Raw genomic sequence first — 25,022 nt, forward strand, 5'->3', positions numbered from 1 at the left:
AACGTCCCTCGGCTCGCCCCCGTAGGGCCCAAGCCCGATCGCGTCCCCGGCCGACAGGCTGGCAGCGCACCCCGGACTTCACCGGGCACCGATCGGGAGGACGACGGACATGGCTGACACGACCGTGCGCGTGGGAATCAACGGCTTCGGGCGCATCGGGCGCAACTACCTGCGCTGTGTGCTGGAGCGCGCGGAGACAGCGGCTGGCACCCCGGTCGAGGTGGTGGCGGTCAACGACCTCACCTCCCCGGCCGCACTCGCCCATCTGCTGGAGTACGACTCGACGTACGGCAGGCTGCACCGCACGGTCGGCCACGACGACACCTCGATCACGGTCGACGGCCACCGCATCGCCGTGACCGCCGAACGTGACCCCGCCGCCCTGGACTGGGCCGGCCTCGGCGTGGACGTCGTCATCGAGTCCACCGGGCGCTTCCGCGGCCGCGAGGACGCCGGGCTGCACCTGAAGGGCGGGGCCCGAAAGGTGCTGCTGTCCGTACCGGGCAAGGGAGTTGACGCCACGATCGTGATGGGCGTCAACGAGGGCACGTACAACCCGGAGACAGACCACGTCGTCTCGAACGCCTCGTGCACCACCAACTGCGTGGCGCCGATGGTGAAGGTCCTCGACGACGCCTTCGGCATCGATAAGGGCCTGATGACCACCATCCACGGCTACACCAACGACCAGGTCGTCCTGGACGGCCCGCACAAGGACCTCCGGCGAGGCCGCACCGCCGCCGTGAACATCATCCCGACCAGCACCGGAGCGGCCCGCGCCGTGGGCCTGGTCCTGCCGGAGCTGGCCGGCACCCTCGACGGCCTCGCGGTCCGTGTCCCTGTCGAGGACGGCTCGCTGACCGACCTGACCCTCGTACTGGGCCGGGAGGTGACCGCCGACGAGATCAACGACGCCTTCCGGACGGCCGCCGACGGGCCGCTCAAGGGCATCCTGCGGGTGTCCGACGCCCCGATCGTCTCCCGCGACGTCGTCGGCGACCCCGCCTCCTGTGTCTTCGACGCCCCGCTCACCCAGGCGCACGGGAACCTCGTGAAGGTGTTCGGCTGGTACGACAACGAGTGGGGCTACACCAACCGGCTCCTCGACCTCACCGAGTACGTGGTGGCCCGGCTTCCCCAGCGGTGACGCCGACGGCAGCCTTGGCCCTAACTGCCGTGCGTGATCCAGTACCGCCCCCTCCGACGGACCGATAGCGTGGCACCCAGAGCGCTACGGCTGCTTGCCGGTGCGTCGTAGGGGACCTGGAGGAACGTCGGTGGCAAGCCCCAAGCACCCCAGGGAAGCCCGCGTCAAGCTCCCCCAGTTGAGGCTGGACGAACTGCTGGAGGAACTCCAGGCCCGGCTGGACGCGGCCCGTGGTACCCGCGACCGGGTGCACAGCCTGCTGGAGGCGGTGCTCTCGGTCGGCCGCGAACTGGACCTCGAACAGGCGCTGCGCTCCATCGCGGAGGCCGCGGCGGTGCTGGTCGAGGCCCAGTACGCGGCCCTGGGCGTGATCGGACCGGACGGCAGACGGCTGTCGGAGTTCCTGACCGTCGGCTTCACCGAGCAGCAGATCGCGGAGATCGGTCCCTACCCGGAGGGCCACGGCATCCTGGGCGAGGTGATCCGCCATCCCGAGCCCCTGCGCCTGACGAAGATCTCCGAACACGCCAACTCCTACGGCTTCCCGCCCCACCATCCGCCGATGAACTCCTTCGTGGGCGTGCCGATCCGGGTGCGGGACCAGGTCTTCGGCAACCTCTACCTGACCGAGAAACGCGACGGCGCACAGTTCGACGAGGAGGACGAGTCGGTCCTGTCGACGCTGGCCGTCGCGGCCGGCGTGGCTATCGACAACGCTCGCCTGTACGAGGAGTCGAGGCTGCGTGAGCGCTGGCTGCGGGCGAACGCCGAGATCACCCACACCCTGATGTCGGGCAGTGACCGCGGCGAGGTCCTCGCCCTCATCGCCGAACGGGCCAGGGAGATCACCGGCGCCGCCCTCGCGGTGGTCGCGGTACCGATGGAGGGCACCGACTCCCTCACCGTGGAACTGGCCATCGGCGAGGAGGCGGAGGCGCACCGCGGGCTGGTCCTGCCTGTGGACGACAGCCTGATCGGCCAGGCCTTCTCCGGCGCAGCCCCCGTCACCAGCCCGGACGTTTCCCGTGACGAGCGCGGCGAGCAGGGCGCCCCACCGAGCGAAGACGCCGAGAGCGCGGCGGGCACCGAGGGCCCGGGGGGTGTCCCGGCCGGTGGTCCCGCGCGTTTCACCGGGCTCGGCCCGGCCGTCGCCGTGCCCATCGGCACCACCGGCGGGGTACGAGGCATCGTCCTGCTGGTCCGCGAGGCGGGCCGCACCATCTTCACCGAGAAGGAGACCGAACCGCTCCAGGGCTTCGCCGCACAGGCCGCGATCGCGATGGAACTGGCGGAACACCGCGCCGACGCGGCGCAGATCGCCGTGCTCCAGGACCGCGACCGGATCGCCCGCGACCTCCACGACCTCGCGATCCAGCGGCTGTTCGCCACCGGCATGACGCTGCAGAGCGCGGGCCGCTTCATCGACCACGCGGAGGCCTCCGAGCGGGTGCTGCGGGCGGTGGACGACCTGGACGAGACCATCAAGATCATCAGGTCGACGATCTTCGGACTTCAGGCCCGCGACGGAGCTCCCGGACCGGGCCTGCGCGCCCGGGTGGTGCGCGCGGTCGGCGAGGCCGCACCCGTCCTGGGCTTCGCACCCGGCCTGCGCATGGACGGCCTGCTCGACACCCACGTGCCCAAGGAGACCGCCGAGCACGTGGTGGCGGTCCTCTCCGAGGCGCTGACCAACGTCGCCCGTCACGCCCGTGCCGAACGGGTCGGGGTCGCTCTGGAGACCGACGGCCGCGAGGTACGGCTGACGGTGACCGACAACGGCGTGGGCATCCCGCCCGACGGTCGCCGCAGCGGGCTTCGCAACATGGCAGAGCGGGCACAACAGCTGGGCGGCGAGATGGAGTTGAGCATTCCGGCGAGCGGAGGCACTGCCTTGGTGTGGCGAGTACCGGTAGCGGAGGGTGAGGGGTAGGGGCGCGTCGCTGCCGGATCAGCGCGACGCCCTCGCGGCCGCAGTGCGGTGGGCGATGGCGCCGCGGATGCCGGAGCCCGTGATGACGGGGGCGCCGTCCCACAGGCGGCCCGAGTCGACCGCCGACGCCCGACTGGTGTTCCGCCTGCACGCGCGAAGCGACTGACTGCTGTTCGCAGCCTGGCCCGGACGGCGCGGATCAGGGTCGCGCCGGGCGGGACGACCTCGCAGGACTGCTCGTAGAGGATGCCGAGATGCGGACCGGTGCGTTGCCGGGCGTGGGCAGGCCGTGGACGCCGTTGCCGGGGCCGACGACGAGAACCGGCAGATGGCCGGCGGAGCAGACCGTCACGGACCCGGCGTCCGGCGCGATGACCAGGTGGCGGCAGGTGACGAGTTGGTCGGGTACGTCGAGGTCGGCGACGACCGCGTCGAGGGCCTGCATGAGCTGGCGCGGCTGCATGTCGGTTTTGGCGAGGGCGTGTGCGGCGGAGCGCAATTGGCCCATCCACACGCTGAACTTGTCCGGTCTCAGCCGCAGTCGCGGTCCGTCCAGACCGTCAGATCGGGCCACAAGCTCGTACCCATTGCCGCTTCGAGGCGGGCAAGGGTTCCCATGTCGGGCAGGACCATCCCCCGCAGCAGTCGGCTGATCGTGGCGTGCGAGACCCCCGCTCTGTCGCCCAGGGCCCTCAGTCCGATCTCGGCGGTCGCCATCGCCTGGGCCAGGTTCCTCGCGAACGCCTGGCCGTAGTAGGCGCTGACAGGGGCATCCTCGACGAGCCGGGCGTACGGCCAACTGCCGGACGCGACATAGGTCGCAGGCAGTTGATCGTTGTTGCTCCGGGGCATGCCGAGATGATCCCACGTCCCCATGGGGCCCGTCCCTCCGCGCCGCGCGAGTCGCCGCACACGGCCATGCTGGTGCAAGTACACACCACCTTAGGGTGTGGGGACACGCTGTGTCGCGCAATTCAACTCTCGGGCGCGTCGAATCCGTCGCACGGAACCTCTGGTGCGCGGACGCTTCAACGTACGGTCGGACCGGGCGTACCGGGGTGGGGTTGTGAGGGCTTGGTCGGAGTCATGGCGACAGGCCAGGGACTCTCGGACCCTCCGGGTTGTCGTGGAGGTCGGCAAGGATCCGCTTGATGTCCGCCGTCAACGTTGTGGGCGTGGAAATCCGTCCGGCTCGGACGGTCAGAGCGCCCAGAGCGTCGGCCGGACCGGCCTCCACCAGGTATCCGACTTCCGACAGGATGCCGAACAAGGCCGCGTGCACGTGACGTCGCGCGGCCTCGTGCGCACGGTCCGCAGTGGCCATGGGCAAGCCTCGCAGCTGCTCGTCAGCGGCAACGCGACGCAGACTTCGCGAGACGAACCATTCCACGCCAACCCATTCACCGTGATCAGTCACGACGACACCGTGTGCGCGGTAGCGGTCGTCGGTGTCCGCTTCCGGCAGCCCTGCTGCTGACAGAAGGGTCCGAATTTCCAACCCCAATGGACCGGGGTGGGGAGGGCGGCGGCGGTGCTGAGTACCTGTCGCTGAGCACGCTCCTTCATGATGATGGAAAGCTGGCGCCGAGGGGGTCGGCGGGCCCAGTACTCCAGTCGCACTTCGTGATCTGACGGAGCGGCAGGTGCCGTGGGGGGCGCCGGGGCAGGGGTGAGGCCACCTGTTGATCATGGTGTTGTGACGCATCATGAAGATCAGGTGGCCTCGACCGTCGGCATAGATCCCTTGCTGTTCCAGGAGAAGTTCGACGAGCTCGCGGCCGGTCTCGCCCCACTCTTCGTTCGCCGTGAGCCCCGGGCGCATGCCCTGGACTACCTGCGCGGCCTGCTCGCCGACCTGCCGCGGAAGAACTGCTGGACGATGGCCGAGCACGCTGGGAAGACGCGGGCCTTCGGGCTGCAGCGCCTGCTCTGCCAGGCGGTCTGGAACCAGGACGCCGCGCTGGATGCGGTGTGCGGCTTCGCCGTACGCCACCTGGCCGCGCCCGGTGCGGTGCTGGTCTTCGACGAGACCGGCCAGGAGAAGAAGGGCGAGGCCACCGCCGGTGTCGGACGGCAGTACACCGGCACCACCGGGCAGGTCAGCAACGCCGTCGTCGCGGTGTACTGCACCTACGCCAGCCCGCTCGGACACTGCCTGATCGACGGCGACCTCTACGTCCAGGAACACTGGACCAAGGACCCCGAGCGGTGCGAGCGGGCCGGACTGGGCCGGGACTTCACTTTCCGCACCAAGACCGCCATTGCCCTGGACCAGGCCCGACGGGCCGTCGCGGCCGGCGTCGCGGTGGACTGGGCGGCGGGCGATGAGGTCTACGGCCGCAGCGCGAAGCTGCGCAGCTTCTTCGAGGAGCACGGCATCGGCTACGTCTTCGCCGTCGGCGTCAACTTCGCCGTGCCCTCCGGCGTCGGACCGATCCGCGCCGATGTCCTGGCGGCGAAGAAGGTCCCCAAGCGGGCCTGGAACCGGCTCTCGTGCGGACAAGGCGCCAAGGGGCCGCGTGTCTACGACTGGGCCCTGGTCGCCACCGCCAACCCTCGCCACCACCTGCTGGTCCGCCGCAGCATTGCCGACCCCACCGATCGGTCCTACTTCTACGCCTACGCACCCCCAGGCCGTTCGATGGCGCTGGCCGACCTCGTGGCGATCGCCGGGATCAGATGGACAGTTGAGGAGGACTTCGCCAACGGCAAGGACGCCGTCGGACTGGATCACACCCAGGCCCGCCGCTACCGCTCCTGGCGACGCCATATCGTTCTCGCGATGGCCGCCCTCGCCCTGCTCTCCGTGATCGCCAGCCTGGACCGGCGAGATCATCCCGCCCCCATCCTGCCGACCAGCCCCACCGCCGAACCACCCGCGGACTTCGGGCAGATCGCCCTGACTGTCACCGAGGCCCGCCGTCTGTTCCAGCTGTTCGCCAACCTCCTGCGGGACCTACCCACCGGCCTCGCCACCAGCCGCATGACCTTCCACCTGCAGTGGTCCACCTGGCGACGACGCCACCGAGCACGCGCCCGCTGGCATCACTACAAGCGACGCCTCACCGACCTCGACTGAACCTCGCAACCCGACAGCACGGGCTCAGGAGTTGGACCATGCGCGCGTGCAGAGCACGAGCCGGTAGCCGTCCGGGTCCTCGACGGTGATGCCCCACTTGTCCCAGTACGGGTTATGTGACGGCACGCGCTTGCCACCGTGTGCCTCGAGGCGCGTCACCAGCTCCCCGGGTACCTGCTCGTCGAGGTAGATCACGAGCAGGTCCTCAGTGGTGGGTCGCGGCTCGACGGGCCCAACCGCCTCGTGGACGAGTTCGAGGTGCCAGGAGGCGTCGGGCCAGCCGACCATCAGCAGGTCGTGCTCTCCGGGCGCATCGCCGCCCTCGGTTCGGTACAGCACGCTCAGCCCGAGGCCCCCGATCCAGAAGTCCTCCGCCGCCACGAGGTCGCGCGACGGGCGGGCGACGCGGATGTGGCTCTGACCGTTGGCGGGCATGGGCTTCCCCTTCGTAGTGGCGCGCTCGGCGGCGAATGGTCACGACACCTTCAGCGGTGGACCGTTTCGGTCAGCGTAGGCACGAGGCGTTCTTGCAGCATCGGTCGCGGGGCCCGTGTCCTTCGGCCGGAGTCCTACGACCGTGGACCTAGTAAGGGCGCATCCCGAGGCTGACAATCCCGACAGTCCGTCAGATCACGAAGTGCGACTGGAGTACTGGGCCCGCAAGTCTCCAAAGATCGGCGAGGTGCTGCCACTGCTCTACCTCCACGGCCTGTCGTCGGGGGACTTCGTGCCCGCGCTGGAGCAGTTCCTCGGTTCCTCGGCCGGCCTGTCTGCGGCCACGGTGACCCGGCTCACGCAGCAGTGGCAGGGCGACCACAAGGCGTTCGGCGAGCGTAATCTGTCCGCCACGGACTACGTCTATGTCTGGGCCGACGGCATTCACCTGCGGATACGTCTGGAGGAGGCGAAAGCCGCGGTCCTGGTCGTCATGGGCGTTCGGGCGGATGGCACCAAGGAGCTGATCGCGATGGCGGACGGCTACCGCGAGTCGTCGGAGTCCTGGGCGAGTCTGCTGCGGGACTGCCAGCGCCGCGGCATGCGCGCTCCCGTCCTCGCCGTCGGCGACGGCGCCCTCGGCTTCTGGAACGCGGTCAACGAGGTCTTCCCCGAAACCCGCCACCAAAGGTGCTGGGTTCACAAAACGGCCAACTGCCTCGACAGTCTCCCGAAGTCGGCCCAGCCCGCGGCGAAGAAGGCCATCCAGGACATCTACAACGCCGAAGACAAGGAGCATGCGGCCAAGGCTGTCGCCGCGTTCGCCAAACAGTACAGCGCGAAGTTCCCCAAGGCCGTCAAGAAGATCGTCGATGACGAGGACGAGCTGCTGGCGTTCTACGACTTCCCCGCCGAGCACTGGATCCACTTGCGCACCACGAACCCGATCGAGTCGACCTTCGCGACCGTCCGCCTGCGAACCAAGGTCACCAAGGGCGCCGGCTCCCGAGCCGCCGCCCTGGCGATGGTCTTCAAGCTCGTCGAGTCCGCCCAGGCCCGCTGGCGAGCCGTGAACGCGCCCCACCTCGTCGCCCTCGTTCGAGCAGGCGCCCGCTTCGAACGCGGCCACCTCGTCGAACGTCCCGAAGTCCACGCAGCCTGAATCAATCAACTGATCCACAGGTCTTGACGATTACTCCTCGGCCCCCTGGCCACCAGGGGGCACCGGACTGGGTTGACCTCACCAAGGCTGCCTCAATCTCGTGGTCTGAACGGCACTGAGGCTCCAGCTACCGGTGTGGTGGTTCCGAGGTAGGGGCATGGCCTCCCATGCCTGCTCCAGGATTGGGTTGTGCTCCAGGCACTTATGCCCGGTGAGTAGTTGTTGAAGGGACAATGTCTTCTGCTGTTGGGAGTCGCTGAGGAGCAGGTCGGCCAAGGTAACGTCGGTGATGGTGACAGCTTGCTCCAGCTCGTGGATCGAGGCCACCGTGACGGGGATTCCGACCCTCGGGAAACTTGGCCCGGAGTTCCACAGTGTTGATCAGGTGGAACGGCTCTGGTGATGACCATGCCGCGCTGGGGCAGGTCGTGCGGGATGTCCGCAGAGTCGGGGTGCTTTTCGGCGATAAGTTTGTCGGTCGTCTTGATCTGTTCGCATGCACCGCCGGGCCGTTCGGCCAAGATGTCGGCAAAGTTCTCCGGCCCCAGGCGCAGGGCGGCGGTGGGGCGGGCGGACTTGACCACGCCCACTCGTCCAGGTGAACCTGGCTGCAGAGCCCGAGTTCGGTGTCGTGCTCGTGCAGCCAGGAGAGAAGCTGGACGGCGGATCGGACGCTGCTGCCTGCGTGACAAGCGGGACACGAGACCGTGCGAGGACGTAATCGCCGTTCGCCCCGGGGCGCCGGCGGCGTACGTGCCCCGCCCCTAAGGGGACTTGACCTCGCGCAGGTGTGCAGCGGTTACCTTGATTTCGAGGCTGGCAGTCTGTAACCAGGCAACGGCCCGGTCGCAGGCAGTGGCGAGGAGGTCGGAGTAGGTTTCGAGACGGCGCAGGAGCTCGCGTTTGCTGCCCTTGCGGTTGGCTGGGGTGCGGAGTTGGCTGATCGACGCGACCAGGCGCTGGGTGCTGCAGCCCGACTCCCTCAGGGCGCCGAGCACGGGGCTGTGAAGGTGATCGCCTTGGGTGACATGAGTCCAGATCAGCACGGTCGCGGTGTCACGGGTGGGGGAGGTGGCCCCTTGGCCGAACTGCTCGAGATCGCGGCACAGTCCGGCCCAGTCGCCAACTGGAACCTGCCAGGACGAAAGAAGCTCCCGGCGTCGCCCGTAGTGAACACGATCCGTGTCCCAGTCCAATTGGCTGGCCACACTTTCGACGGACCTCTCAAAGTCCGACCACAGTTCCCGTGAATTCAACTCCTGCCGGATGACTTTGAGGGACTGCTGCGCGGTGTTCCACGGGATGCGGAGAGTCTTCGCGCAATCGGGCCAGGTGCCACCGCCACTCATCTCCGCGAGCTTGAGCGCTGAAACGCGCCGCAGGTGCCGCACCTTCCAGTCGGTGTGGTGCGCCCAGTGGGACAACAGGTCGTCGAAGTGGGCGGAGAGCCACTCTAGCGGCAGGAGAGCAGGCACATGCTCGATTCGGAAGCGGCTCTGGCGTGAGGGAAGGCGCTGCCGCGCGTGCCGGTGGCCACCGGCACGGTAGAACCCCTGGGTATGGCATAGCAGGGCACGTGCCATCGCAGGGGAGACGTCCATGCGTCGCAAAGAGGCGCCGACGTTGGGCGGATTACGGCTGAACGCCGACGCAGCGAGCGGCCGGACGCGATCGGTCATCCCGGCGTCATCGCGTTCCACGTGACCGAGGAGGCTGTCGGCGGCAACGAGCACCGCCGCGCACTCGGCTGGGTCCTCGGGGGCATCCCAGGCGATGGGCATGCGTCCGTCGGGTTTAGGGGTGTGGCGGCGAGCGGCAGCGGAGGAAACGTGGCGGTCGATCAGGTCAGCGAGCGACGTCGAGGAAGCGTATCGCGCACCGTCTGGCCAGCTGAGCCGGATCAGATGTGCAGCGACGATGAGATCGGCAAAGAAATAGCGATCCGAGGCCGACTGGCTTTCATCGGCGGTGGATTGACCACACATCAGACGCTGATCAATGCGGTGCTGCAGAGCAAGCAGAATGGACAGATCGGCATCGGGCACGCGCGCGGCCTGGTGGTCGTGGTCCAGGCGGGCAGCGCAGGGAGCGGCCGGAGTGCCGTGCACATCAGGCACAAGGCGCCGACAATGGGCCGGGTGCAGCCCGCTCGTGGTGCGGTGCGTGATCAGCCCTTGGCGCTCTGTATTCGTCGGCCGATTCGGCGTACCCCCACAGCGCGGGCACGTATGGGAGAGCAAGGTGCGGTGCATGACGCAGGCGTACGAGACGGGAAGATGCCAGCGCAGTTTCCAGGGACCGCCATAAAGCGACTGGACGGGACTTCCGTTCCCTGAGAGACAGGTGGCGCAGTATCGACTGGAAATGCTGGCAGCCCACGACTTCCGCGCGGCCGTGGTGTTGCGGCTGCCGTCGATCCGAACGGATGCCAGGGGCGGGTAGACGGCAGCAAAGGACGACAGCGTCAGTGCGTTGGCCTCCTCCACGTTCAAGCGGGCGGCCGCGGCGAAGGGCCCGATCCGCTCGGCGGGCAGGGAGATCAGGTACTCGCCTGGGAGCCGATTTTGACGATGGATCAGTCCGCACAGGCGTGCAGCCCTGGCGGGCGAGCGCTCCATGCGGTAGGCCAGCCGCAGGAGCAGGCCCGGCAGTGATTCCTCGGGGAGCGGACTGAGGGCGCGGGCCAGCGGGCGGACGGTCATCGAGCCGCGGTCAACTGGTGCCTGTCGCATGGCCCGACATGAGTTTCACACGGGACGGGGATATCAGCATCACGGCCCTCATCACAGGCCCGTGCCATCAAGTCCGCATAGCGCTCCAGTCGTTGGGACAGTACCGAATATGAGGTTCTCCGGCGGCGGGTGATTGGTCCAGCGGTGCAGGTGATCCGGGCAGGCGCCGTGCTGGCGGAGCGGTGCACGGTGGCGGCCGGGATGCGCTGCTGTCCACCGCCGTTGATCCCGCACGGTTCCGCGATCCTGCCCGGTGAGCGGTTCAGGCGGTAGGCGAGGTGGAGGAGGTAGCCGGGGAATGGCTCTTTTGGTAGGGGCGCGAGGCTGCGGGTCAGCGGCCGGGGTGTCATCTCGGTCAGCCCGTCTCGCCGGCCGCGGCGGGGCCGTCATCGTCGAAGACGGTGTTGCGGCCCTTCGGCTTCTTCTTCCCTGGGGTGGGCTTGTGCGGCGGGATCTTGGGCTGCTCGCCGGACTCCGCGTCCAAGTCGGGCATGTCGCCGGGGGTGACGGTGAACTGGTTGAACAGCTCCTTCGTCAGCCGCTCGCTCTTGTCCTCGATGGCCCGTCGGCAGCCGTGCTGGATGAGCTTCTCCAGTACGCCGACCACGCCGCCGGTGCGGTCGAACAAGTACTCGGGCATGTCATCTCCGGTCAGCATTCCCTTGGTGTCGTTCAGAAGCCGCAAGTGCCCTTCCAAGCGGGCCAGATGATCCATCCAGGCGGCCATCTCCGGTCCGGCGGTGTAGCGGAACGGGTCGAGGTCGACGATCTGGAAGCGCCGCTCGTGTTGGCTGGCGGCGTGATCATTCGGGCTGCGGCCGCGGTCCTTGATCGGCTGGTAGATCCATTCCAGGGTCTTGGGGTCGCGACGGCCTTCCCGCAGCAGGCCGGAGGTGGGGATGCCGACGCCGACGAGAATGAGCGTGACGGGCATGCTCATCATTTCGCGGATCAGGTCGAGGACGTCCTGGTCGGCTTCCCGGTGGAGTTTGAGGCGAGTGATGTCGTCGATGACGAGTGCCCTGGTGGCGTGCTCGACGATGGCGGTCTTGACGGTACGGACCAGGTCCTCCAGGCGCATGCCCTTGTAGTCCTCGCCGTAGAAGTCGAGGATGCGCTGGCAGGTGGAGATGGGTGTGGCCTTGACCGGGCAGCGTACGTAGGCGACGGGGGCGACCAGGTCGCGGGTGCCGGGCATGGCATCCGGGTTCATGTAGTTGTTCAGGGCCATCCACGTCTCTTCGAAGATGGCCAAGGCCTCGCACACGGTCTCGGTCTTGCCCTGGGCGCCGTCGCCGTTGACCATGATGCCGCCGCGTGTGCAAGCCTTGTGGCTGAACGCGCCGTCCTCGACGCGGGCCAGAACAGCATGGGCGACGCGCTCGCTCATCGGAGTCACGTCGATGGGCAGACTGCTGTGTGTGGCGAGTCGGTGCAGGTTATAAAGGCGTTGCTGGCGCGGTGACTTGAGGGCGAACTCTGCGGCCGTCAGCACAGGCGCGGGGATGAACGCCCTGCGGGTCTCGCACCAGCGCCGCCAGCCCTCCCAGGTAGTGCGGTCGATCGGCGGGCCGGGAAGGAACGACGGACTGTCGTACGGGCGATTCACTGGCTGACCTCTTTCTCGGGTGCGGCCGCTGCCGCCGCACCGGGCTCGTCTGTGTCGTCGTCGAAGTCGTCGTCGGGCAGGGCCAGCAGGCTGGTGGCGCGCAGCCGCTCGGACAGATCCTGTGGTGGCGGGATCGGGCGTTCGGGGACGGCGGCTTCACGGCGTCGTCGACGTTCGTTGGTGACCGCGTCCCGTCCCTGCTCGGCGCGTTCGCGCCAGCGCAGTGGGACGACCTTGCCGTCGTCCGATCCGGTGCGCGCCGCGGGAACGGCGGCGGGCGCAGGCGCGGCGGGCGCCGACTGGGCCGCGGTGGCGTCGGCGGGGCGGTCGGCCGCGGCGGCCGCGGCCTGAGTCACTTCGCGGGCGTGCTCGGTGCGCTGCTTCTTCGTCAGTTGCGTCGGCCACTGCTCGACGGGGATCTTCCCGCCGATCACTTCGAGGAGGACGGGCAGGAGTTCCTTGTCCGACTTCGGCGTCAGCCCGCGCTTACGCAGTTCGCGCATGGCCTCGCGTACGCGGGCGTCACTGAAAGCGGGGAACTGCCCTTCCTCGGGCAGGCCCACCCAGCGCAGGGCGTGCCAGTCGTGGGTAAGCGGATCCCGGAAGAACACGAAACAGGGATCGCGCGGGTCCCGGTGGATGACGTAGCGGTTCTTGTCTTTGCCGCCGCGCCGGGAGAGCTCCCCGCGGTACGGGTCCAGGGCCTCGCCGTCGTACCACAGGTTCTTGATCTTCACGCCGCGCTTGCCGTGGATCATGACCTGGTGGCTGGGCAGGAGCTGGTAGTACAGCTCGGGCGAGGGGATCCGCAGGGCGAAGCCGCCTTGCGTCATAGAGGCGGCGAACAGGCTGTTGGGGCTGTGGTCGCCGCCCGGATCCCAGCTCGGTGCGTAGGAGTCGAAGCGGCGGTTCTGCCAGATCCCCACGATCCAGGTGGCGATGATGTGCTCCATCTCCGCCACAGTCAGGCAGGCGTCAGCCTCCGGGTCGGCGCCGCGGTCGGCAGTGTCCACGCCCTGATAGCCGAGCAGGGGAGCGAACAGCAGCGACCGGATGGCACCGAAGGCGCGTTCCACAGCCTTCTTGTCGGTGGGGCGCAGCACCCGGCTCGGTTTGATGTTCGCGCCGAGTACCCGCTGGACCTCGACCAGGTGGTGGTTGCGGTAGACGGAGCCGTGGTCGGTGGTGACGGTCTCCGGGGCGAAGAACGGCAGCCCGGCCACCTCGTACCCGGCGAAGTCGGCCACCACCGTGCCCGGGATGCCGGGATAGGCCCACCGCATGTCCTCGCCCCAGTCCGGGCGCATGGGGAGCGGCATCGTCATGTCCCGCAGCACCATCGCCACGTCGATCGAGGAATCCGAGACCAGGCTGAGCCGGAAAGCCACAATCGAGTGCGTGTACACGTCGAGCGCCAGCGTGAGATGCACCGAGACCGGATCGCCGAACACGTTTTCCAGGACCTTCACCGGCAGCACTGTGGTGTCCAGGGCCACCACCTGCCCGGGCCGGTGCACCACCACGTGCCGGCCCGTTGCGTACTTCTGAGCCATGGCCGCCGAGCGTGCATAGCGCTGCCGCCCGCCGTTGGAGCCGAACCAGTCCCGCCACACCCGGCGCAGCACGTCGTAGCTGGGGACCTTGGTCTTCTCTCCGAAGGTCTCCCGTACGTACTGGTGGATGAGACGTTCGCGGTCCCGCCCTGTCAGCTTCGCCCGCCGCAGGCTCTCATCACGTACGGCGAACAGCGCCTCGCGCACCTCCGGGGTGATTCGGTGCCCGGTCGCCTCCCGTAGCCACCGGTCGTCCGAGAGGCCGATCGGCCCGAGCTTGCGCCGTGCCGTGTCCCAGCGCACCAGCGTCCGCGCGCTCACCTTGTGCAGGGCCAGCGACTTCGCCAGCGCGAGATCCATGGCCTTCGCCTTGCGCAGCTCGGCCTCCTTTGCCTTTCGGCGCTGCGTCAGCGTTGTGGTCTCCGGGTCGTACTGTGGGAGAGGTTCGTGCGGCAGCGCGGCGTCCGGATCGCCGCTGCGGTAGCCGGTCTCGACCTCTCGGATGTGCTCCAACCGCCGCATCACGTGTTCTCGTTGAACCGGCGGGAGGTCTGCCATCGACTTCGGCTGGCGGCCCCGGCTGGCGGCCGGGAGATCCTTGCGGGTCCGGGTGGACGGCCGGCAACCGGGGCGGTGGATCAGCTCGCTCAGCTGCACCTTCCACGGCGCGCCCTCGTCCCCGATCAGTGTCACGCGGCCCAGATGAGGCAGACACGTCTCGACCCGCCACGCCCCACCATCGATGATCAGCTCGGTGCCAGGCTCCAGCACCCATGTCGATGCCGTCTCAGTACTCACGACCGCACCCCGCGAGACTCTACGGATGCAAGCCGGATCAGGCTCGCGTCCCTGTACGGTGCGGAGAGGTCCGCACCGAGCTCTCTACGCCACAGCAAGTGAAGGGCATGGGCCCGGGCCACTGCGGGGATGGAGCACCGCTCGACCAAGTCCCCTAGCGGCAGTGGTCCTTGGGAGGCAGCTGCGCGCAGCTGGCCGTGCATGTCAAGCACATTGGTCAACGGCCGGCGCTCGGCGGAGAATGCGTCCACCGTTTCCCACACGTGCCGACGCCAGCCGGTCACCACGCCGTAGCGCCATCCGGCGGCCAGGGCGGCCTCGAACGTCGCGGCGAACTTCAGCTCGTCCTCGGAGCGAATCCGACCGGCCGGCCGAACATCGATCACGAACGGACCGGTATCGGTCAGCAGCAGGTAGTCCGGCGTGTGATCCACCCGCTTGCCACCCACGTAGAAGCGAAGCCGGAACGGCTGCGAGAGCGCCTCACGCAGCCCCGCCGCGAAGTCGGCGACGAGGAGCAGACACTCCTCCTCGAAGCTCTCATAACCGTGATGCCGACTCGTGGACACCATGTACTCGAGCCCGGGCCGGTGGTACTGGTCGGTCCGCCAAGTGAACCGACGCACCGGCACTGTGCGTGAGACAACCACCTCGCTGAGGTCGCGCACCGAGTACGTGGCGGCAGCGTCCCGCCCGAACTTCCATCTCGTCGTCCAGCGACGGGCCCATCGTTCGTCGAGGTCCAGCTGGTGCGCGTACTCGGTGAATCCCCGATGCAGGAATGCCAGATCCTCCAGGCGGCAGGAGTCGGACCACGTCTCCTTCTGTGGCCCTTCCAGCACCTGGCGGACGGAACTCGCACCGGAAGCTTTCATTTGCATGTCCACCGCTCCTGAGCAGAACGAATACGGCCGCCAAGACCGGCCACGACGCTAAGGCGGTCACCGTCTGCGACTTGGGCAGATCGGCGACCTTCACACGAACGAGTGATTCCGTATCGATCGCACCAACGCGGCCTGCAGGGGCACTACATCGTCTTCTTGAACTGGGCCAGCCTGTCTGCGGTGTTGTCGGCCAGGTCAGCGGCGAGTTCGCGCACGTCAAGGGGAAGGCCCTCGTCCTTACTGGCACTGATTCCGGCACCGACGGCGCCGAGCAGGTCGAACAACGTGTCGTCGTCTGGCTCCTCGGTTGCCGAGGCGATTCTCTCTTCTCGTGGCGGTGCGGCCCGCTCCCGCTGTGACCTGTCTTCTGAGGTCGGGGATACCTCCAGCTCGAACAGCGGGAGCGGGGGTTGAAGGCCCGCCCAGGACGCGGCCGTTCTCCTACGCGACGTGGGCGGGCGGTCTGTTGAGTGGCGCTTTGTGGGCCACTGGCCGAGGGGACTGGGCTGCGCGGGAGCCTGGGCATTCCGTTGGCGGGCGGCGCGCTCGCTCATCGTCCAGTGGAGCTGTTCGAGCCTGTAGACGCACCGCTGGCAGGCGCAGAGGGGAAGTACCGTGCCCGCCACCGCGATCTCGCCGACTTTGGCCACGGGGACGTTCGTCTGCTCGCATCTGAAGCAGCTGGCGGTCGGCCCAGTCGAAACGGCTCCACAACTCTCCTGGCCTCACCCCCATGGCGGGCCCCCTCCTGGGAGATGGGGCATCGGGTTACGGCCGACGAGGGGCAGAAAGGCGGCGGGGCGCGCATGCCACACGAAGGAGCACGGCCCCGCTGCTGTCAACGGTCATTGAGATGCCCAGGTGGGTGGCCGTTGAGTGTCCAGGCTGGTGGCCATCAGAAACCCAGGTGTGTGACCAGTGGTGTTCCTGGGGGTGAGGGTCAGCTCAAGGGGACCACCCCCTTCCCTGCGAGGGCCTCGGCGAGGCGGTGCGAGTCGCCGGTGGTGGTCACGAGGTGAGCGTGGTGCATCAGGCGGTCGGTGCTCGCGCCCGCGAGAGTCTTCGGCATGATCGTGTCGAAGCCTGAGGGGTGGATGTTGCTGGTCACAGCGATGGACCGGCGTTCGTAGGCGGCGTCGATGATCCGGTAGAACGCCTCGGCGGCGTCTTCCCCGACAGGCAGCAAGCCGATGTCGTCGATGACGATGAGGTCCGCGCGGCAGATCCGGGCGACGGTCCGAGCGGTGGACCCGTCGACCTTCGACTTCCCGATCGCGGCGCTGAGCGTCTCCAGGGTGAACCAGGACACCCGCAGGTCGTTCTCGATCGCGGCCTGGGCCAGGCCCTCGGTGAAGTGGCTCTTGCCCGTCCCCGACGGGCCGGCGATCACCAGATTCTCGGCGCGGCCGATCCACTCCAGCGTGATCAGGGAGTTCTGGGTGGGTTCGGGGATCGTGGAGTCCTCGGCCCGCCAGGAGCCCAGGGTCTTGCCGGTGGGGAAGTTCGCCGAGTGGCGGCGAAGACGCCGGGTGGCCGCGTCGCGGCCGGTGACCTCCTCGGCTATCAGCAGCCGCAGCACCTCGGCGGGGTCCCAGCGTTGTGCGCGGGCGGTGGCCAGCACATCGGGGGCGGCTTTGCGCATATAGGGCAGGCGCATGCGGCGCATGAGCTTGTCGAGTTCCTCGGGGAGGGCGGGCGGGCTGGGAAAACTCACGAAGGTGCCGTTCTCTTGAATGACGAGCAGTCAGTTTGGGGTGGTGGACGACGTGTTGGCTCAGCGGCCCAGGGCCTGCCAGCCGATGGTTCCGTTCTGGACGGAGTGGGACTCGTCCGCGCGGACGACCTCGCCGGCGGGCTTGCTGTCGGCGATGTGTCCCAGGATCGAGAGCAGGTCGTCGTCGGCGAAGCGCCCGGCCGTGGCCGCAAGGCCGAGGGCCTGGTCGACTTTGTCGTTGCCCAGGACGGTGGCCAGCTCGACCGCGCGGGCCATCTTGGCGCGGATGCGGACCGCGCCGGCGGGTCCGGCCTCCTTGAGCCAGCGCCCGGCCCCGGGGCCGATGCCAACGAACGCGATCTCCGCCTCCGAGCGGGGCCGCAGCCTCGGCTGGTGGATGCTGCGGCCGTCGGGATGGTCGGGGTAGTGCTCGTCGATGATCTGCGGAACACCCGGGGTGGAAAGCTGGTGGCGCCAAATCTCCGACAGGTCCCCGGAGTTGGTGCGGGCAGTGATGGACAGTTCCTCGCCGACCACCCGGCACCACACCTTGGCACCGGTATAGCCCGGCGGGGTCGAGTAGCGCACCGCGTTGAAGCTGATCGTGCGGTCCGAGCCGACCAGCCTCTCCTCGCCCAGCGCAAGCGCGAGCGGCTCGATGGGCAGGACATGCAGTGTGGTGCGTTCGACGTCCAGACGGCTCGCGGGTATCTGCCCAGTCGCCCGGTGACGGCGCGAGTTCACGGCATCGCACCAGGTCAGGCAGGCATCGGCGAGCTCGGCGAAGGTGTCGTAGGCGGACAGCAGGTTCGCGCTGGTGGGCACCAGGTCGGCCTTCGCGATCCGGACCGTGGCCTCCGCACCACCCTTCGACTCGGGGTCGTAGGGCACGCAACTGACCACCTGGCAGCCGTAATGGCGGCCCGCGGCGACCATCTGTGGATGCCGCACCGGGATCCCGGCGATGTGCTCGACGGTGACCGTCTTCGCATTGTCGGTCAGTACATACGTCGGCGCCCCGCCGATCCGCCTGAGCGTGGTGTCCAGGCAGGCCACCAGCGTGCCCAGCGTGCAGTCCCAGACCGGGATCACGACCCGGAACCGCGACCAGGACAGCCATGCGCAGAACAACCAGGTCCGACGCCCCGCGATGCGCGGACCCTCGCCCCAGTCGAACTGCAGCCACCGGCCCGGCTCGGGAATCCACGGCCGGTAGGTGCGGCGCTTGCCCGCCTTCCACGCCACTTTTGCCGCGTTCACCGCCCGTCTCGTCGAGCGCGCGCTGCCCCGGTAGCCCATCTTCACGAGCTTGTCGTGGACCACATCGGCGCGGATCGTCGCCTTCGACTGCTCGACCCACTCCTCGACCTTCTCCAGGAACGCGTCGATCATCTTCGGCCGCGGCTCTCGCTCATAGGGATTGCGCCCGCCGTTGCGGGCCTCGACATACCGCTTGACCGTCTTCGGGTCGTGCCCCGTCAAGGTCGCCGCCGACCAGACCGTCCCGGTCAGGTCGTACGCCTCAAGGATTTCCATAATCTCCGTGTCAGACTTCGTCACAGGACCTCTCCGGCCGGTAGCTGATGCGCGCAAACACCAGCAAACGGTCGGAGGGGTCTCCTCCAGTTAAGGAAGTGATCAGGAACACCACTGGTCAGACGGCCATCCACCTGGAATTCCGGTGGCCATCAGCCTGGACTCGGCTGGCCGCACATCTGGACTTTGCCACGGCCGCCGTCAGCTGCAAGCGGCAGCGTGAAATCCACACCTTGAAGAGCTGAGACGGCGTCCAGCCAGCTCTGGGCGCGTCGGTCCACGAGAAGGTCGATGAAGGCCGGCTCAGTGGCCGAGGCGATGACGCGGACTTGAATGCGTGCCCATCGGACAGCCGAAGCGGCGGTCGGCTGCGCGGCACAGCTGATGCGCCGCCCGTCCGTATGACGCCACTCGCACCAGAACCCGGACTCAAGCCCGCAGACGGCGCGTGCCGACGTGGGAGAGGCGTGAAGGAGCAGTGCGGTCACCGTCTGCTACCCGGATCCCGAGGACCGGGCCCAGCTGCACGCGCTGGAGCGTGCCTGGGCGCAGTGGGACCCCGGTGTGCCGCTGGTCCGGCTGACGTCCGAGCGCCGCAGCCTGGGCCGCCCCATCGCCGCGTACGTCCGTGAGGTGGCGGCGGAGCCGGCCACCCGGGTCACCGTCCTGATCCCGGAGGCCGAGCCCGAGCGGCTGTGGCAGCGGCTGCTGCAGAACCAGCGGGGCGCGGTCGTCGCCCACGCCGTACGACGCGAGACCGACGCGGTGATCTGTCGGCTGCGCTTCCGGCTGCTGTGAGCGGGACGCTCCGCACCGTCACGTGAGCTCCGCCACCGATGACGACCAGGGACGTATGGATCCCGTCAAAGGTGTGGGTGCGGCCGTATGAGAGCCGTCAATGGCCGACCGAATCCGGCCAGAGTCGCGGTTTCCTCTAACTGTCCGTTCTTCCCGAACCTCACTCCAGGAGTTCGCGATGGCCGATCTGGCCTTCGTCGTCACCACGATCGCCGTGTTCGCGCTGGTGGCCTTCGTCGCCAAGGGGGTGACGAAGCTGTGACCGTCGAGAACATCGTCGGCCTGATCGTGGCCGTCTCCCTGCTGGGCTATCTCGTCCTCGCCCTGATCTTCCCGGAGAGGTTCTGAGATCTGATATGGGTCCCGTACTCGCCGGCGTGCTCCAGCTACTGGCCCTCATAGCGGCGTTGGCGCTCGCCTACGTCCCCCTCGGCAACTACATGGCCAAGGTCTACTCCTCCGACCAGCACTGGCGCGTCGAGAAGTGGATCTACAAGGGCATCGGCGCCAACCCCGACACCGAGATGCGCTGGCCCGCGTACCTGCGCGGCGTGCTCGCCTTCTCGGCGGTCGGTGTCCTGTTCCTGTACCTCCTCCAGCGGCTGCAGGGTGTGCTGCCCGGCTCGCTGGGCTTCTCCTCCATCGACGCCGACCAGGCGTTCAACACCGCCGCGTCGTTCGTGACGAACACCAACTGGCAGTCGTACTACGGCGAGCAGGCGATGGGTCACGTCGTCCAGGTCGGAGGGCTGGCCGTACAGAACTTCGTCTCGGCTGCCGTGGGCATCGCCGTCGCCGTCGCGCTCGTACGCGGCTTCGCCCGCTCCCGCTCCGGTGAGCTGGGCAACTTCTGGTCCGACATGGTGCGCGGGGTGACCCGCATCCTGCTGCCGCTCGCGTTCGTCGCGGCGATCGTGCTGGTCGCCTGCGGGACCATCCAGAACTTCTCCGGCATCCACGAGGTCGGCCAGTTCATGGGCGGCTCGCAGCAGTGGAACGGCGGCGCCGTCGCCTCCACCGAGGCCATCAAGGAAGTCGGCACCAACGGCGGCGGCATCTTCAACGCCAACTCCGCCCACCCGTTCGAGAACCCGACTCCCTTCACCAACCTCTTCGAGATCTTCCTGCTGCTGGTCATCCCGTTCGCCCTGACCCGCACGTTCGGTGTCATGGTCGGCTCGGTCAAGCAGGGCTACGCGATCCTCGCCACGATGGCCACCATCTGGCTCGGGTTCACCGCCCTGATGATGTGGACCGAGTTCGCCCACCACGGCCCGGCGCTCGACATCGCCGGCGGAGCCATGGAGGGCAAGGAGAACCGCTTCGGTGTCGGCGCCTCCTCGATCTTCGCGGTGGCGACCACGCTCACCTCGACCGGCGCGGTGAACTCCTTCCACTCCTCCTTCACCGGCCTCGGCGGCGGGATCACCATGCTCGGCATGCAGCTGGGCGAGATCGCGCCCGGCGGTGTCGGCTCCGGCCTCTACGGCATGCTGATCATGGCGATCATCGCGGTGTTCATCGCCGGGCTGATGGTCGGCAGGACGCCCGAGTACCTGGGCAAGAAGATCGGCACCCGCGAGATCAAGTTCGCGGCCTGCTACATCCTCATCACCCCGGCACTGGTGCTCGTCCTCAGCGCTGCGGCGATGGCCCTGCCCACCCCGGGCAACTCGATGACCAACTCCGGCGCGCACGGGTTCTCCGAGATCCTGTACGCCTACACCTCGGCGTCCAACAACAACGGCTCGGCCTTCGCCGGGCTGAACGCCGACACCCAGTGGTTCAACAGCACGCTCGGCATCGCGATGCTGCTCGGCCGGTTCCTGCCGATGGTGTTCGTGCTGGCGCTGGCCGGCTCGCTCGCCGAGCAGAAACCGGTCCCGGCCACCGCGGGCACCCTGCGCACCGAAAAGCCGCTGTTCACCGGGCTGTTGGTGGGCGCGATCCTGATCATCACCGGTCTGACCTACTTCCCGGCGCTCGCGCTGGGCCCGCTTGCCGAGGGGCTGGCGTCATGACCACCGACGTAACGAAGCAAGAGGACGCGATGTCCACAGCCACTCCGACCCGGGCGCCGCACAGCGACGTCCCCACCGGGCACAAGCCCGCCGAGGGCCGCGTGGGAGCGGGCCTCTTCGACCCCAAGCAGTTGGTCAAGTCGCTGCCGGACGCATGCCGCAAGCTCGACCCGCGGGTGATGATCAAGTCGCCCGTGATGTTCGTGGTGCTGGTCGGCTCGGTACTGACGACGATCTTCTCCTTCAAGAACCCGACCGACTGGTTCGGCTGGACCATCAGCGCCTGGCTCTGGCTGACGGTGATCTTCGCCAACCTGGCGGAGGCCGTCGCCGAGGGGCGGGGCAAGGCGCAGGCCGACACCCTTCGCAAGGCCAAGACCGACACCGTGGCCCGGCGGCTCGCCGGGGACTCCGAAGAGAGCGTCCCCGGTACCGAACTGCGGATCGGTGACCTGGTCGTGTGCGAGGCCGGCGACATCATCCCCGGCGACGGTGACGTCGTCGAGGGTGTCGCCTCCGTGGACGAGTCGGCGATCACCGGTGAGTCGGCCCCGGTCATCCGGGAGTCCGGCGGTGACCGCTCGGCCGTCACCGGCGGCACGAAGGTCCTCTCCGACCGGATCGTCATCAAGATCACGACGAAGCCCGGTGAGACCTTCATCGACCGGATGATCAACCTGGTCGAGGGCGCGGCCCGGCAGAAGACGCCCAACGAGATCGCGCTGAACATCCTGCTCGCCTCGCTCACGATCGTGTTCCTGCTGGCGGTGGCGACCCTGCCGCCGTTCGCGGACTACGCGGGCACCCATCTGACCATGGTCGTGCTGGTGGCCCTGCTGGTCTGCCTCATCCCGACCACCATCGGGGCCCTGCTGTCGGCGATCGGCATCGCGGGCATGGACCGGCTGGTCCAGCGCAACGTGCTCGCCATGTCGGGGCGGGCCGTCGAGGCCGCCGGTGACGTGTCGACCCTGCTCCTCGACAAGACCGGCACGATCACGCTCGGCAACCGGCAGGCCGCCGAGTTCGTGCCGGTCGAGGGCACCACCGAGGCCGAGGTCGCGGACGCGGCCCAGCTCTCCTCGCTGGCCGACGAGACGCCCGAGGGCCGTTCCATCGTCGTACTGGCGAAGGAGAAGTACGGCCTGCGCGAGCGCGTGCAGGGTGAGCTGTCCGGCGCCGAGTGGATCGCCTTCACCGCCCAGACCCGGATGTCGGGCGTGGACGTCGACGGGCGCAAGGTCCGCAAGGGCGCGGCCGGTTCGGTCATCGCCTGGGTGCGGGAGCGGGGCGGCACGGTCGCCGAGGACGCCGACACGGTCTCCAACCGGATCTCTGAGGCCGGTGGAACCCCGTTGCTGGTCGCGGTCGAGGACTCCGAGGGCGCCCGGGTGCTGGGCGTCATTCACCTCAAGGACGTCGTCAAGGAGGGCATGCGGGAGCGGTTCGAGGAACTGCGCCGCATGGGCATCAAGACGGTCATGATCACGGGCGACAACCCGCTGACGGCCAAGGCGATCGCGGAGGAGGCGGGCGTCGACGACTTCCTCGCCGAGGCCACCCCCGAGGACAAGATGGCCCTCATCAAGAGGGAGCAGGCCGGCGGCAAGCTCGTCGCGATGACCGGTGACGGTACGAACGACGCGCCCGCGCTGGCCCAAGCGGATGTCGGCGTCGCGATGAACACGGGGACGTCGGCCGCCAAGGAGGCCGGCAACATGGTCGACCTCGACTCCAACCCGACCAAGCTCATCGAGATCGTCGAGATCGGCAAGCAGCTGCTGATCACCCGGGGCGCGCTGACCACCTTCTCCATCGCCAACGACGTCGCGAAGTACTTCGCGATCATCCCGGCGCTGTTCGCGGCCGTCTACCCGGGCCTGGACAAGCTCAACATCATGGACCTGTCCTCGCCGGACTCCGCGATCCTCTCCGCCGTCATCTTCAACGCGCTGATCATCATCGCGCTGGTGCCGCTCTCCCTGAAGGGCGTGCAGTACCGGCCGGTCAGCGCCGACAAGCTGCTCCGCCGCAACCTCACCGTCTACGGCCTCGGCGGACTGATCGCCCCCTTCATCGGCATCAAGCTCATCGACCTGCTCATCTCCCTCATCCCCGGAATCGGCTGAGCGCCATGAAAAACACGGTCATCAACACCGCCCGGCTGTTCGCAGCGGGCCTGCGCGCCCTCCTCGTACTGACCCTGGTGACGGGCGTCATCTATCCGCTCGTCGTCACCGGCTTCGCCCAGGCGCTGTTCAACGACAAGGCGAACGGCTCGGAGATCAAGGACGGCACTGGCAAGGTCGTCGGGTCCTCGCTGATCGGGCAGTCGTACAACCTGCCGCTGAGGGAGGGCCAGGAGACCGCGGAGCCCGACCTGAAGTGGTTCCAGGGCCGCCCCCAGGACGGTCTCGGCGCCAACAGCGTCAACACCCAGTACAAGCTGATCCTGTCCGGTGCGACGAACCGGTCCGCCGACAACAAGGACCTGATCGACTGGGTGAAGGCAGCCAAGGCCGCCGTCGTCAAGGACAACTCGACCACGGTCTACAAGGTCGAGCCCTCCGAGGTGCCGGCCGACGCGGTGACGTCCTCCGGCTCCGGCCTGGACCCGGACATCTCCCCGGACTACGCCGACCTCCAGGTCCACCGGGTGGCGGAGAAGAACGGGCTGCCCGTCGACCAGGTGCGCCAACTCGTCGACGAGCACACCGAGGGCCGCACCCTCGGCTTCATCGGGGAGCCCCGCGTGAACGTCCTCGAACTCAACATCGCGCTCAAGGCACTCACGGCGAAGAGCTGACGGCAGCGCACGGTGCACAGGGGAGTCGGCGGTCCGGGCGGGAGCCGGGAACCGCCGACTCCGGCCCGCATGAGTGCCGGTCGCACGGCCCCGGCGTTCATGGCCCGACGTACGACAGGAAGGCGCACACCCATGACACGGGTGCTGGTGGTGGAGGACGATCCGCAGCTCGTACGGGCCCTCATCATCAATCTCCAGGCACGTCAGTACGGGGTCGACGCGGCCCCCGACGGTGCCACCGCGCTCCGGCTGGCCGCCGCGCGGCAGCCCGACGTGGTCCTGCTCGACCTCGGGCTGCCAGACATGGACGGGGTCGAGGTCATCAAGGCGCTGCGTGCCTGGACCCGGGTGCCGATCATGGTGCTGTCCGCCCGCCAGGCGTCCGAGGAGAAGGTCGCCGCGCTCGACGTCGGCGCCGACGACTACATCACCAAGCCATTCAGCATGGACGAACTCCTCGCCCGGCTCCGAGCCGCGGTCCGCCGTACCGAGGAGGTACCCCTCGACCCCGGGACGACGCTCGTCGAGACGGACGCCTTCACCATCGACCTGCTGGCCAAGAAGGCCGTACGGGACGGTCACGACGTACGCCTCACCCCGACCGAGTGGCATCTGCTGGAGATCCTGGTCTGCAACCCGGGACGGCTGATCACACAGAAACACCTGCTCCAGGAGGTCTGGGGCGTCACCCAGAGCAACAAGACCAACTATCTGCGGGTGTACATGGCCCAGCTGCGGCGCAAGCTGGAAACGGACCCCGCCCACCCCCGGTATCTCATCACCGAGCCCGGTATGGGCTATCGCTTCGAAGGATGAAC

Annotated in this window: 20 protein-coding genes and 2 pseudogenes; 12 read left to right on the forward strand and 10 right to left on the reverse strand. The window is 68.3% G+C overall.

Features of this window, described 5'->3' with window-relative positions:
- The first annotated feature begins 109 nt into the window (after window positions 1-109).
- Both gap and OG622_RS45700 read left to right on the forward strand, forming a co-directional pair.
- The gene (gene gap, locus OG622_RS45695) at window positions 110-1,147 is read left to right on the forward strand and encodes a type I glyceraldehyde-3-phosphate dehydrogenase (protein ID WP_086750617.1); all 1,038 of its coding nucleotides are present in this window, start codon (window positions 110-112) and stop codon (window positions 1,145-1,147) included.
- 130 nt (window positions 1,148-1,277) lie between these two features.
- On the forward strand, window positions 1,278-3,077 hold the full coding sequence (locus OG622_RS45700; RefSeq protein WP_086750616.1) for a GAF domain-containing protein: 1,800 nt from the start codon (window positions 1,278-1,280) through the stop codon (window positions 3,075-3,077).
- 199 nt (window positions 3,078-3,276) lie between these two features.
- Here OG622_RS45700 and OG622_RS45705 read toward each other — a convergent pair whose 3' ends face one another.
- Window positions 3,277-3,585, reverse strand: a complete 309-nt coding sequence (locus tag OG622_RS45705; RefSeq protein ID WP_256960700.1) for a serine/threonine-protein phosphatase — start codon at window positions 3,583-3,585, stop codon at window positions 3,277-3,279.
- Window positions 3,586-3,608: 23 nt separating this feature from the next.
- On the reverse strand, window positions 3,609-3,929 hold the full coding sequence (locus OG622_RS45710; protein WP_179201244.1) for a helix-turn-helix domain-containing protein: 321 nt from the start codon (window positions 3,927-3,929) through the stop codon (window positions 3,609-3,611).
- A 274-nt stretch (window positions 3,930-4,203) separates the two neighbouring features.
- Here OG622_RS45710 and OG622_RS45715 point away from each other — a divergent pair, with 274 nt between their 5' ends.
- Entirely contained in the window at window positions 4,204-4,554 is a 351-nt protein-coding gene (locus tag OG622_RS45715) for a hypothetical protein (RefSeq protein WP_143677371.1), read from the forward strand.
- Window positions 4,555-4,773: 219 nt separating this feature from the next.
- Window positions 4,774-6,156 carry an IS701 family transposase gene (locus OG622_RS45720; protein ID WP_371583016.1) on the forward strand — a complete coding sequence of 461 codons (1,383 nt, stop codon included), beginning with the start codon at window positions 4,774-4,776 and terminating at the stop codon, window positions 6,154-6,156.
- Between the two features lie 24 nt (window positions 6,157-6,180).
- Here OG622_RS45720 and OG622_RS45725 read toward each other — a convergent pair whose 3' ends face one another.
- The gene (locus tag OG622_RS45725) at window positions 6,181-6,591 is read right to left on the reverse strand and encodes a VOC family protein (RefSeq protein WP_086750786.1); all 411 of its coding nucleotides are present in this window, start codon (window positions 6,589-6,591) and stop codon (window positions 6,181-6,183) included.
- A gap of 208 nt (window positions 6,592-6,799) precedes the next feature.
- Here OG622_RS45725 and OG622_RS45730 point away from each other — a divergent pair.
- A pseudogene (locus tag OG622_RS45730) lies at window positions 6,800-7,753 on the forward strand (IS256 family transposase); the annotation flags it as partial.
- Window positions 7,754-8,517: 764 nt separating this feature from the next.
- Here the strand turns inward: OG622_RS45730 and OG622_RS45735 are convergent.
- The 7 genes from OG622_RS45735 to istA all read right to left on the reverse strand — a co-directional run bounded on the left by OG622_RS45735 (window position 8,518) and on the right by istA (window position 18,579).
- Entirely contained in the window at window positions 8,518-10,455 is a 1,938-nt protein-coding gene (locus tag OG622_RS45735; RefSeq protein ID WP_371583018.1) for a TniQ family protein, read from the reverse strand.
- A 385-nt stretch (window positions 10,456-10,840) separates the two neighbouring features.
- On the reverse strand, window positions 10,841-12,094 hold the full coding sequence (locus OG622_RS45740) for an AAA family ATPase (protein ID WP_371583020.1): 1,254 nt from the start codon (window positions 12,092-12,094) through the stop codon (window positions 10,841-10,843).
- A complete protein-coding gene (locus OG622_RS45745; protein WP_371583022.1) occupies window positions 12,091-14,445 on the reverse strand; it encodes a transposase in 2,355 nt (784 codons plus the stop codon). Before OG622_RS45745 ends, OG622_RS45740 begins: the two co-directional genes overlap by 4 nt.
- Window positions 14,442-15,326, reverse strand: coding sequence for a TnsA-like heteromeric transposase endonuclease subunit (locus tag OG622_RS45750; RefSeq protein ID WP_319066235.1), 885 nt, complete (start codon window positions 15,324-15,326; stop codon window positions 14,442-14,444). Before OG622_RS45750 ends, OG622_RS45745 begins: the two co-directional genes overlap by 4 nt.
- A 146-nt stretch (window positions 15,327-15,472) precedes the next feature.
- Window positions 15,473-15,613, reverse strand: coding sequence for a hypothetical protein (locus OG622_RS45755; RefSeq protein WP_179201084.1), 141 nt, complete (start codon window positions 15,611-15,613; stop codon window positions 15,473-15,475).
- A 656-nt stretch (window positions 15,614-16,269) separates the two neighbouring features.
- Entirely contained in the window at window positions 16,270-16,995 is a 726-nt protein-coding gene (istB, locus tag OG622_RS45760; RefSeq protein WP_371583979.1) for an IS21-like element helper ATPase IstB, read from the reverse strand.
- Between the two features lie 108 nt (window positions 16,996-17,103).
- On the reverse strand, window positions 17,104-18,579 hold the full coding sequence (istA, locus tag OG622_RS45765; protein ID WP_371572548.1) for an IS21 family transposase: 1,476 nt from the start codon (window positions 18,577-18,579) through the stop codon (window positions 17,104-17,106).
- A gap of 480 nt (window positions 18,580-19,059) precedes the next feature.
- Between istA and OG622_RS45770 the strand changes: the two are divergent.
- From OG622_RS45770 to OG622_RS45800, 7 genes and pseudogenes are all read left to right on the forward strand, one after another.
- Window positions 19,060-19,377, forward strand: a pseudogene (locus OG622_RS45770) (amino acid permease); the annotation flags it as partial.
- 100 nt (window positions 19,378-19,477) lie between these two features.
- Window positions 19,478-19,639: a hypothetical protein gene (locus OG622_RS45775; RefSeq protein ID WP_179201085.1), complete on the forward strand. Its 162-nt coding sequence runs from the start codon at window positions 19,478-19,480 to the stop codon at window positions 19,637-19,639.
- A complete protein-coding gene (kdpF, locus tag OG622_RS45780) occupies window positions 19,636-19,725 on the forward strand; it encodes a K(+)-transporting ATPase subunit F (RefSeq protein ID WP_086749276.1) in 90 nt (29 codons plus the stop codon). Before OG622_RS45775 ends, kdpF begins: the two co-directional genes overlap by 4 nt.
- An 8-nt stretch (window positions 19,726-19,733) precedes the next feature.
- Entirely contained in the window at window positions 19,734-21,398 is a 1,665-nt protein-coding gene (kdpA, locus tag OG622_RS45785; RefSeq protein ID WP_086749277.1) for a potassium-transporting ATPase subunit KdpA, read from the forward strand.
- A complete protein-coding gene (gene kdpB / locus OG622_RS45790; protein WP_371583024.1) occupies window positions 21,395-23,527 on the forward strand; it encodes a potassium-transporting ATPase subunit KdpB in 2,133 nt (710 codons plus the stop codon). Before kdpA ends, kdpB begins: the two co-directional genes overlap by 4 nt.
- 5 nt (window positions 23,528-23,532) lie before the next feature.
- On the forward strand, window positions 23,533-24,204 hold the full coding sequence (locus tag OG622_RS45795; RefSeq protein WP_371583026.1) for a potassium-transporting ATPase subunit C: 672 nt from the start codon (window positions 23,533-23,535) through the stop codon (window positions 24,202-24,204).
- Window positions 24,205-24,336: 132 nt separating this feature from the next.
- Window positions 24,337-25,020, forward strand: coding sequence for a response regulator (locus tag OG622_RS45800; protein WP_371583028.1), 684 nt, complete (start codon window positions 24,337-24,339; stop codon window positions 25,018-25,020).
- Window positions 25,021-25,022: the final 2 nt, after the last annotated feature.

Source organism: Streptomyces sp. NBC_01314 (genome assembly GCF_041435215.1).
Classification (GTDB): domain Bacteria; phylum Actinomycetota; class Actinomycetes; order Streptomycetales; family Streptomycetaceae; genus Streptomyces.

Excerpts from the sequence above, each read along its gene's own strand:
- gap (WP_086750617.1), top strand. The coding sequence starts at position 110 with ATGGCTGACACGACCGTGCGCGTGGGAATCAACGGCTTCGGGCGCATC.
- OG622_RS45705 (WP_256960700.1), bottom strand. The coding sequence starts at position 3,585 with ATGGGCCAATTGCGCTCCGCCGCACACGCCCTCGCCAAAACCGACATG.
- OG622_RS45710 (WP_179201244.1), bottom strand. The coding sequence starts at position 3,929 with ATGCCCCGGAGCAACAACGATCAACTGCCTGCGACCTATGTCGCGTCC.
- OG622_RS45725 (WP_086750786.1), bottom strand. The coding sequence starts at position 6,591 with ATGCCCGCCAACGGTCAGAGCCACATCCGCGTCGCCCGCCCGTCGCGC.
- OG622_RS45735 (WP_371583018.1), bottom strand. The coding sequence starts at position 10,455 with ATGACCGTCCGCCCGCTGGCCCGCGCCCTCAGTCCGCTCCCCGAGGAA.
- OG622_RS45750 (WP_319066235.1), bottom strand. The coding sequence starts at position 15,326 with ATGCAAATGAAAGCTTCCGGTGCGAGTTCCGTCCGCCAGGTGCTGGAA.
- istB (WP_371583979.1), bottom strand. The coding sequence starts at position 16,995 with ATGCGCCGCATGCGCCTGCCCTATATGCGCAAAGCCGCCCCCGATGTG.
- istA (WP_371572548.1), bottom strand. The coding sequence starts at position 18,579 with ATGGAAATCCTTGAGGCGTACGACCTGACCGGGACGGTCTGGTCGGCG.
- OG622_RS45775 (WP_179201085.1), top strand. The coding sequence starts at position 19,478 with ATGGCCGACCGAATCCGGCCAGAGTCGCGGTTTCCTCTAACTGTCCGT.
- kdpA (WP_086749277.1), top strand. The coding sequence starts at position 19,734 with ATGGGTCCCGTACTCGCCGGCGTGCTCCAGCTACTGGCCCTCATAGCG.
- kdpB (WP_371583024.1), top strand. The coding sequence starts at position 21,395 with ATGACCACCGACGTAACGAAGCAAGAGGACGCGATGTCCACAGCCACT.
- OG622_RS45795 (WP_371583026.1), top strand. The coding sequence starts at position 23,533 with ATGAAAAACACGGTCATCAACACCGCCCGGCTGTTCGCAGCGGGCCTG.
- OG622_RS45800 (WP_371583028.1), top strand. The coding sequence starts at position 24,337 with ATGACACGGGTGCTGGTGGTGGAGGACGATCCGCAGCTCGTACGGGCC.